The organism is Nocardia farcinica, from assembly GCF_029867845.1.
GTDB lineage: Bacteria > Actinomycetota > Actinomycetes > Mycobacteriales > Mycobacteriaceae > Nocardia > Nocardia farcinica_A.
On record NZ_JARWRU010000479.1, the window covers coordinates 1 to 8461 of the forward strand.

An 8461-nucleotide genomic window follows, 5' to 3' on the forward strand; every position below is an offset into this window, starting at 1 on the left:
CTAACTTACTTTGCCCACCAGCTTGTGCGCATCGGGCCGTGGCCGCGGCACGGGGGGCCGGCGGGGTGTGGGGGCCCCCGAGGCGCAGGTAACCGCCCGTTCCCTTCACGCCGCGGGCACTGCACTGCGCCCGCGGCCACACTTTCGATATCGCCCGTCAGGGATATGTCGGTCTGCTGACCGGCGCGTCCACCAAGATGACCGGCGACAGCGCGGACATGCTCGACGCCCGCGCCGCTTTCCAACGCGGCGGCGGCTTCGCACCCATCGCGGACGCGGTGGCCGAAGCCGTCGTCGCGGGCGGTCCGGCGCCTGCCGCGCTGCTCGAGGTGGGCGCGGGGACCGGGTACTACCTCGCGCATGCCCTCGACGCCTGCCCGCATGCCAGGGGCATCGCGCTGGACGTGGCCAAACCGGCGGTCCGGCGCTGCGCGCGTGCGCACCCGAGGGCCGCCGCCGTGCTCGCCGACGCCTGGCGCGGATTCCCGGTGCGCGACGGCGCGCTCGGGGCGGTGCTCACGGTGTTCGCGCCCCGCAATCCGGCCGAGGCGGCCAGGGTGCTCGCGCCCGGCGGGCGCTACGTCGTGGTGACCCCGACCGCCGGCCATCTCACCGAACTGGTCGGCCCGCTCGGCATGGTGAGCGTGGACCCGGACAAGGACCGGCGCATCGCCGAGGCGATGGCCGGGCACCTGGAGCAGGTGGACCGCACGATCGTGCAGTATCCGATGGCACTGACCCGCGATCAGGCCGCGCATCTGATCGGCATGGGGCCGTCGGCGCGCCATCTCACCGAGCCCGCGGGCGCGCGGCTGGCCGTGCTGCCCGAACCGCTCGAGGTCACCGCGTCGGTGGCGGTCTCCGTCTACCGGCCCGCCTGAGGTCCACCGGCCCGCCCGAGCGCGGGGCTCAGAGCTTGCGGACGTGGTCGTAGACCTCGACGGTGCGCGCGGCGATCCTGGTCCAGTCGAATTCGGCGATGGCGCGGGCGCGTCCGGCCTCGCCGTAGCGGGTGGCCAGCACGGGGTCGGTGGCGACCTCGTTGACCGCCTCGGCCAGCCGGTGCTCGTAGTCGGCGGTGGCGAGCGCGTCGTAGTGCACCAGGCGGCCGGTGACGCCGCTGCGCACGACCTCGGGGATGCCGCCGACATCGGAGGCGACCACCGCGGTCGCGCAGGCCATCGCCTCCAGGTTCACGATGCCGAGCGGCTCGTAGACCGAGGGGCAGACGAACACCGCCGCCGCGGCGAGGATCTGACGGATCTTCTCGGTGGGCAGCATCTCCTGCACCCAGAAGACATGGTTACGGGTCTCGCGCAGCCGTTCGACGGCCGCGGCGGTCTCGGCGGCCAGTTCCGGGGTGTCCGGGGCGCCGGCGCACAGCACCAACTGGATGTCGGGGTCGAAGTTCCTGGCGGCGGCCAGCAGGTGACCGACGCCCTTCTGCCGGGTGATGCGCCCGACGAAGGCAACGACCGGCAGGTCGGGGCGTACGCCCAACTCCTCGAGCACCGGCCGCTGGTCGGCGGGCGGGCCGCCGGGATGCCACAGCGTGGGGTCGATGCCGTTGTGCACCACGTGCACCCGGTCGGCGTCGATGGCCGGGTAGGCGTCGAGCACGTCGGCGCGCATGCCCTCGCTCACCGCGATCACCGCGTCGGCGTGCTCCATGGCGTTGCGTTCCGACCAGGACGAGATCCGGTAGCCGCCGCCGAGCTGCTCGGCCTTCCACGGCCTGCGCGGCTCCAGCGAGTGCGCGGTCAGCACGTGCGGGATGCCGTGCAGGGTGGCGGCCAGATGCCCGGCCAGGCCGGTGTACCAGGTGTGCGAGTGCACCACGTCCACGTCGTCGGCGGCGTCGGCCATGCGCAGCTGCGCGGACAGCATCCGCAGCGCGGGATTGGCGGCGCCGAGGGCCGGGTCGGCGTCGTGCACCGTGGCGTCGGTCCGTGGCGCGCCCATGCAGTGCACCCGGACGTCGGCCAGGTTGCGTAGGCGCGCGGTCAATTCGGTGACGTGGACGCCCGCGCCGCCGTAGACCTCCGGCGGATACTCGCGGGTGAGCATGGCGACGCGCAGACGATGGCCCGCATCGCCCGCGACGCCGGTGGCCTCCGGCGAATGCCCGTCGTCCGTGCTCGAACTCACCGGTCCAAAGTAGACGCTCCCCCCACGCCGGGCCACTCGCAGGCCGCCGACACTGTAGTTTGGGCAGGGTGAGGAGCCAGCCGCACGTACTCGGGATCGTGCTCGCCGGTGGCGAGGGCAAACGCCTTTTTCCGCTCACCGCTGACAGGGCGAAGCCGGCAGTCCCCTTCGGCGGTGCGTATCGACTGATCGATTTCGTACTCAGCAATCTGGTCAACGCGGGATATCTGCGACTGTGTGTGCTCACCCAGTACAAGTCGCATTCCCTGGACCGCCACATCTCGCAGACCTGGCGGCTGAGCGGATTCGCCGGTGAATACATCACCCCGGTGCCCGCCCAGCAGCGGCTCGGGCCGCGCTGGTACACCGGCAGCGCCGACGCGATCATGCAGTCGCTGAATCTCATCTACGACGAAGATCCCGACTACATCGTGGTTTTCGGGGCCGATCACGTATATCGGATGGACCCCGAGCAGATGGTGCGCCACCACATCGATTCCGGCCTCGGGGTGACCGTGGCGGGCATCAGGGTGCCGCGCAGCGAGGCGAGCGCGTTCGGCTGCATCGATTCCGACGAGTCCGGCCGCATCACCCAGTTCCTGGAGAAGCCGGTGCACCCGCCCGGCACCCCCGACGACCCGAACGTGACGTTCGCCTCGATGGGCAACTACGTCTTCACCACCAAGGTGCTGGTGGACGCCATCCGGGCGGACGCGGAGAACTCCGACTCCGATCACGACATGGGCGGCGACATCATCCCCACCCTGGTGGCCGCGGGCGAGGCGGGGGTCTACGACTTCGCCGACAACCAGGTGCCCGGCGCCACCGAGCGCGACCACGGCTACTGGCGCGACGTCGGCACCATCGACGCCTTCTACGAGGCGCACATGGACCTGGTCTCGGTCCATCCGGTGTTCAACCTCTACAACAAGCACTGGCCGATCCGCGGCGCCGCGGAGAACCTGCCGCCCGCCAAGTTCGCCAAGGGTGTGCTCGCCCAGGAATCGATCGTCGGGGCGGGCAGCATCCTTTCCGCGGCCACGGTGCGCAATTCGGTGCTCAGCTCCAATGTCGTGGTCGACGACGGCGCGACGGTGGAGGGCAGCGTGCTCATGCCGGGCGTGCGGATCGGGCGCGGCGCGGTGGTGCGCCGGGCGATCCTGGACAAGAACGTGGTGGTCGGCGAGGGCGAGATCATCGGCGTCGACCTGGACCGCGACCGGGAGCGTTTCGCGGTCAGCAACGGCGGCGTGGTGACCGTGGGCAAGGGCGTGTGGGTCTGAGGTCACGCATCCGCGAGCCGGTCCGGCCGGGGGTTCTCAGCAGCGGGAGGCGCAGAGCAGCCCGTCGCCGACCGGGATGAGCACGCTGGTCAGCTCGGGGTCCTCGGCGACCGCGCGGGTGGCCGCGCGCACCGCGTGGGTGACCGCGTCGCGGTGCTCGGGATCGGGCACCCGCCCGGACAGCAGCGCGTTGTGCAGGATGATCAACCCGCCCTGCCGTAGCAGCCGCACGCCCTGGGCGACGTACTCCGGGTGCTCGAGCGGCGCCGCGTCGATGAACAACAGGTCGTAGGCGCCGTCGGCCAGCCGGGGCAGCACGTCGAGCGCGCGGCCGTTGATCAGCCGGGTGCGCGCGGGCGGGATGTCGGCGGCGCGGAAGGCCTCCCTGGCCGCGCGCTGGTGCTCGGGCTCGGAGTCGATGGTGGTCAGCGTGCCGTCCTCGCGCATGCCGTCCAGCAGCCACAGGCCGCTGATGCCGGCGCCCGTGCCCACCTCGACGACAGCCCTGGCGCCGAGCACCTGGGCCATGACGCTCAGCAGCGCGCCGACAGAAGCGGGCACCGGATCGGCCCCCAGTTCCTCGGCCCGTTCGCGCGCGCTGAGGAGGATCTCGTCCTCCACGACGGATTCCTCCACGTAGGCGAGATTGCGCTCCAGGTTCGATGCCACGGGTATGAGGCTAACGGGACGGTCGCGCTATCGGCGCCGCGACAACAGCAAACGAGGGGCGTCGTTTTTCTCAGCAGTCCCTCAGTATCTCCATATCCAGGCCATATCGGGACGCGAAAGAGTAGGCCGAGGCAAGACCGGTAGCGCGCACACCGCCGGGACGACATCCCGGCGTCGGGAACAACGAGACACCACTGGCTCGTTGTACCGGATACGCGACGGTCCGAGACCCGGACCGCAGCGGGTACCGCGCGTTTACGGTCCCGAGTAGGAGGTAGCCCGATCCACATGGTCAAGGGTTCGTTCGCGACACTTCCGGGGCAGACGACGGCGCAGGCGGCTCGGCGAGCCGAGGGCGGCGTTCCTGCCGTTCCCACCGACTACACCGAGCTGCCCGCCGCCATGGGCTCCGAGGGCGCGGCGGCCCCCGACGAAACGGCGGCCGCCGAGGCGTCCGGCGAACCGATCGTGGAACTGTCCGGGACGGCGGCCTTCGACGCCACCGGCGATCGCGCCGTCATGCCCTCCTGGGACGAACTGGTCCGCGAGCACGCCGATCGCGTCTACCGGCTGGCCTATCGCCTGTCCGGCGACGCCCAGGACGCCGAGGATCTCACCCAGGAGACCTTCATCCGCGTCTTCCGCTCGCTGTCGAACTACCAGCCGGGCACCTTCGAGGGCTGGCTGCACCGCATCACCACCAACCTGTTCCTCGACATGGTCCGCAGGCGCAATCGCATCCGCATGGAGGCGCTGCCGGAGGACTACGACCGGGTGCCCGCCGAGGGCCCGGGTCCCGAGCAGGTCTACCACGACGCCCGGCTCGACCCCGACCTGCAGTCCGCCCTCGACTCGCTGGCCCCGGAGTTCCGCGCCGCCGTCGTGCTCTGCGACATCGAGGGCCTGTCCTACGAGGAGATCGGCGCCACCCTCGGCGTCAAGCTCGGCACCGTGCGCAGCCGCATCCATCGCGGCCGTCAGGCACTGCGTGAGTACCTTGCGCATAATGGATCGCAGCAGCAGCGGTACAGCGCTGACGTGAACGTCGGGTGATCGGCCACCGACGGGCCGACGGCCCGGCCGAGTGGTTCGACGGTCGGAAGGTGAGCTCTGTGATGAGTGGCGAGTCCAGCACGCCGGGAAACGCGCGCGGCACGGGCAGGCCTCCCCAGAGCCGGTCTCCGCAGGGCAGGTCCGCACAGGGCAGGCCTGAGCAGGAGGGTTCCCCGCACGGCAACAGGCCGAGGTTCGCGCCCACCGAGCACCTGGCCAGCGAGGCCGTCGTCGCCTACGTGGACGGCGAGCTGCGGATGAACGCCTATCTGCGCGCGGCCCAGCACCTCGCCCAGTGTCCCGAGTGCGAGGCCGAGGTCGAGGCCCAGCAGCAGGCGCGCATCGCGCTGCGCCAGTCCGGCCCGATCGCCATTCCGCGCGGCCTGCACGACAGTCTCTCCCGCATTCCGCTGGCCGAGCTCCCCGGCCAGGGCGGCAAGCCCGATGCGACCGCCCCCGGACGCGGAAACGCCCGTAACGAGGCGGTTTTCGGTTTCCTGCCGGATTCCTTCACCGCGACCCGGTGGGCAGCGTGGTGGCGCAAGTAGAGTTCACCGCGTGACCACCGAATCGCAGAACAACTCCGCGGCGCCGGAGCCGCGTCCCGCCGCGAACGACACACCCGATTCGGCGTCCGACCGGGGGGCTCTTCGACCGCCGGATGCGCCCGTGCTCGAGCCGCGCCCGGTCTACCGCCCCCACGTGGACTCCCATACCTCGCACGCCTTCCGCAGGCCGAGCGGCCAGCGTGGTTCGTTCGGCGAGCGCCCGCCCGCGCAGGCGGCCGCCGCCGCGCCGCAGATCCCGGTCAGCCGCCCCCCGGACGCGGTGCTGGCCGAGGCCTTCGGCAGGCCGGAGGGCTGCGACGAACTCCTCCAGCGCGATCCCGACGCCGTCGAGGCCGCCGAGCCGCCCGCGGGCCCGGTCGACCCGTGGCGCGATCCCGAGGCGGCCGCCCGGCTCGGTTCGCCCGCGGTGCCGACACCGCGCCCCCAGCCGCTGCCGCCCGCGGAGAAACTCGGCGTGCGCGAGGTGCTGTTCGGTTCCCGGGTGGCGCCCAAGGCGCTGGCCCTGCTGGCGGCGATCGCGCTGGCCATCGGCGTGCTCGGCGGCCTGGTCGGCAGGCTCACCGCGGAGACCACCACCACGCTCACCTCCCGCAAGGTCACCCTGGAGCAGAGCGAGGGCATCGACAGCCCGCGCGGCCAGATCGCCCAGGTCGCCAACGCGGTGCTGCCCTCGGTGGTCTCCATCCGCACCACCGTCGGCGACAACGGCTCCAACGGCTCCGGCGTGGTGATCGACGGCGCGGGTTACATCGTCACCAACAACCACGTGATCTCGATGGCCGCGCAGGACACCAGCGGCCGGGCGAGCATCCAGGTGACCTTCGCCGACGGCACCCGCGTCCCATCCGAGATCGTGGGCCGCGATCCCAAGACCGACCTGGCGGTGCTGCGGGTCGACGTGAAGAATCTCACCGTCGCCGAGCTGGGCAGGTCCGAGGACGTGCAGGTCGGTGAGAGCGTGCTGGCCATCGGCTCCCCGCTCGGCCTGAGCAAGACCGTCACCTCCGGCATCGTCAGCGCCCTGCACCGGCCGGTGAAGCTGGCGGGCGAGGGCAGCGACACCAATGCGGTGATCGACGCGGTGCAGACCGACGCCTCGATCAACCCCGGCAACTCCGGCGGCGCGCTGGTGAACATGGCCGGCCAGGTCATCGGCATCAACTCCGCCATCCGCAGCGAGACCGGCGGCTCGGTGGGCCTCGGCTTCGCGGTCCCGGTCGACACCATGACCGAGGTGGCGCAGACCCTCATCCGCGAGGGCGAGATGCATCATCCGCTCCTCGGCGTCTCGGCCCGCACCCAGACCGTGGCGAACGAAGTCATGAGCGGCGCGGCCGTGGCCGACGTGGTCCCCGGCAGCCCGGCCGATCGGGCGGGCATCGTGGAGGGCGACGTGATCGTCCGGGTCGCCGATCGGGAGGTCACCGGACCGGACGAGCTGATCGTGGCGGTGCAGTCGCGGGAGATCGGCGAGACGGTGACCGTGCGGCTGATCCGGGAGGGCAGGCAGGTCGACGTCCCTGTGACGTTGGAATCCGACTGACGCCGCCGAGGTGGACCCGGGTAGCCTGGATCTGTGTTCAGCAACATCGGCTGGGGCGAGATGATGATCCTGCTCGTCGCCGCCCTCGTGATCCTCGGGCCCGAGCGGCTGCCGGGCGCCGTGCGCTGGACCACGCAATCCCTGCGTCAGATCCGCGACTACGCCAGTGGCGCGACCGCGCAGCTGAAGCAGGAGCTGGGCCCGGAGTTCGACGAGCTGCGCAAGCCGCTGGCCGACCTGAACGAGCTGCGGACCATGACGCCGCGCTCGCTGGTCACCAAGCACCTGCTCAACGGCGACGACTCGGTGTTGCGCGATCTGGAGAAGTCGGTGCCGACCACCCAGGATCTCTACGGCGCCGACCCGTACGGCAAGAGCTCCCACGGCGCGAGCGGCGGCCCCGGTTCCGGCGCGAATCCGGGTCTGCGCAAGCCGTCGATGGAAAAACCGTTGGCGCGCAACGAACAGCCTCCGATCGACCCTGACGCCACCTGAGTAACACATATCGGCGTGTCTCGCGCGAAACGCCGGGAAAATACCAAACCGACTGGGCTGTAGGGAAGTACAGCTGTCAAGTCGGGTATACGCGGACGGCTGTCGAGCTGTCTAAACTTCGGACATGTCGGCCGATGACGTGGCGCGGGTCTTCGCGATAGAGGACAAAGTCGAGAGACTCAAGGCCGCGACCGAAGGGGTGGCGGCTGCGCAGCAGACGATCAACGAACTCACCAGGATTCGTCGCGCAGTGATCAGGGAGCTGCACGAGGAGGGCTGGACGTTCGCCAGAATCGGTGCGGCCGCGGGGCTTTCCCGCGCCCGCATCCATCAGGTGAGCACCCAGGGGCCCGCTCCCGAGGGATTGTTCTTCGGGCACAGCGCGATCACGGTCCTCACACCGGAGATACGGGCGGGCAGGCTGCTCGGCGCGCCCGATCCGGGTGCGGCGCCCAGGCTCGTCGACCTGTTGCGCGACTTGGGCTTTCCGGCCAGCATCGAGCACTTCGCACCGGGCAGACCGATCGACCTCAACCGCGACGGCCTGATCGTGCTCGGCGGCCCCGAGCTCTCACCGAGCCTGCGCCAGCTCGCCGCCGCCGATCCGCGCCTGCGCCGTACGGTGGTCCGCCCCGGCGATTCCCGGCGCGGCATCGAGGATCGCGCGGCCAGGCGGGTGTACCGCCCCGCCGGTCCCGAGC

9 protein-coding genes and 1 pseudogene are annotated in these 8461 nt (G+C 71.1%); 8 read left to right on the top strand and 2 right to left on the bottom strand.

Annotated elements, in window-relative coordinates; genetic code table 11:
- Window positions 1-116 precede the first annotated feature (116 nt).
- Window positions 117-173: pseudogene (locus tag QH283_RS30190) on the top strand (putative RNA methyltransferase); the annotation flags it as partial.
- A gap of 45 nt (window positions 174-218) precedes the next feature.
- Complete coding sequence (locus QH283_RS10290) at window positions 219-881, top strand: methyltransferase domain-containing protein (protein ID WP_348538276.1); 663 nt, start codon at window positions 219-221, stop codon at window positions 879-881.
- Window positions 882-909: 28 nt separating this feature from the next.
- Here the strand turns inward: QH283_RS10290 and glgA are convergent, their stop codons facing one another.
- Complete coding sequence (gene glgA, locus QH283_RS10295) at window positions 910-2079, bottom strand: glycogen synthase (RefSeq protein ID WP_280502798.1); 1170 nt, start codon at window positions 2077-2079, stop codon at window positions 910-912.
- A 137-nt stretch (window positions 2080-2216) separates the two neighbouring features.
- Here glgA and glgC point away from each other — a divergent pair, with 137 nt between their 5' ends.
- On the top strand, window positions 2217-3431 hold the full coding sequence (gene glgC / locus QH283_RS10300) for a glucose-1-phosphate adenylyltransferase (protein ID WP_280502792.1): 1215 nt from the start codon (window positions 2217-2219) through the stop codon (window positions 3429-3431).
- Window positions 3432-3467: 36 nt separating this feature from the next.
- On the opposite strand, the gene QH283_RS10305 is transcribed toward glgC, so the two are convergent.
- Window positions 3468-4100: an O-methyltransferase gene (locus QH283_RS10305; protein WP_432420696.1), complete on the bottom strand. Its 633-nt coding sequence runs from the start codon at window positions 4098-4100 to the stop codon at window positions 3468-3470.
- Between the two features lie 402 nt (window positions 4101-4502).
- On the opposite strand from QH283_RS10305, the gene sigE reads away from it, so the two are divergent.
- From sigE to QH283_RS10330, 5 genes are all read left to right on the top strand, one after another.
- Window positions 4503-5153: an RNA polymerase sigma factor SigE gene (gene sigE, locus QH283_RS10310; protein ID WP_432420697.1), complete on the top strand. Its 651-nt coding sequence runs from the start codon at window positions 4503-4505 to the stop codon at window positions 5151-5153.
- A gap of 62 nt (window positions 5154-5215) precedes the next feature.
- Window positions 5216-5701, top strand: a complete 486-nt coding sequence (locus QH283_RS10315) for a zf-HC2 domain-containing protein (RefSeq protein ID WP_280502794.1) — start codon at window positions 5216-5218, stop codon at window positions 5699-5701.
- A gap of 10 nt (window positions 5702-5711) precedes the next feature.
- Window positions 5712-7265: a S1C family serine protease gene (locus tag QH283_RS10320; RefSeq protein ID WP_280502795.1), complete on the top strand. Its 1554-nt coding sequence runs from the start codon at window positions 5712-5714 to the stop codon at window positions 7263-7265.
- Between the two features lie 33 nt (window positions 7266-7298).
- Entirely contained in the window at window positions 7299-7760 is a 462-nt protein-coding gene (gene tatB / locus QH283_RS10325; RefSeq protein ID WP_280502796.1) for a Sec-independent protein translocase protein TatB, read from the top strand.
- A gap of 124 nt (window positions 7761-7884) precedes the next feature.
- A partial coding sequence (locus tag QH283_RS10330; RefSeq protein ID WP_280502797.1) for a hypothetical protein occupies window positions 7885-8461 on the top strand: 577 nt, incomplete at its 3' end.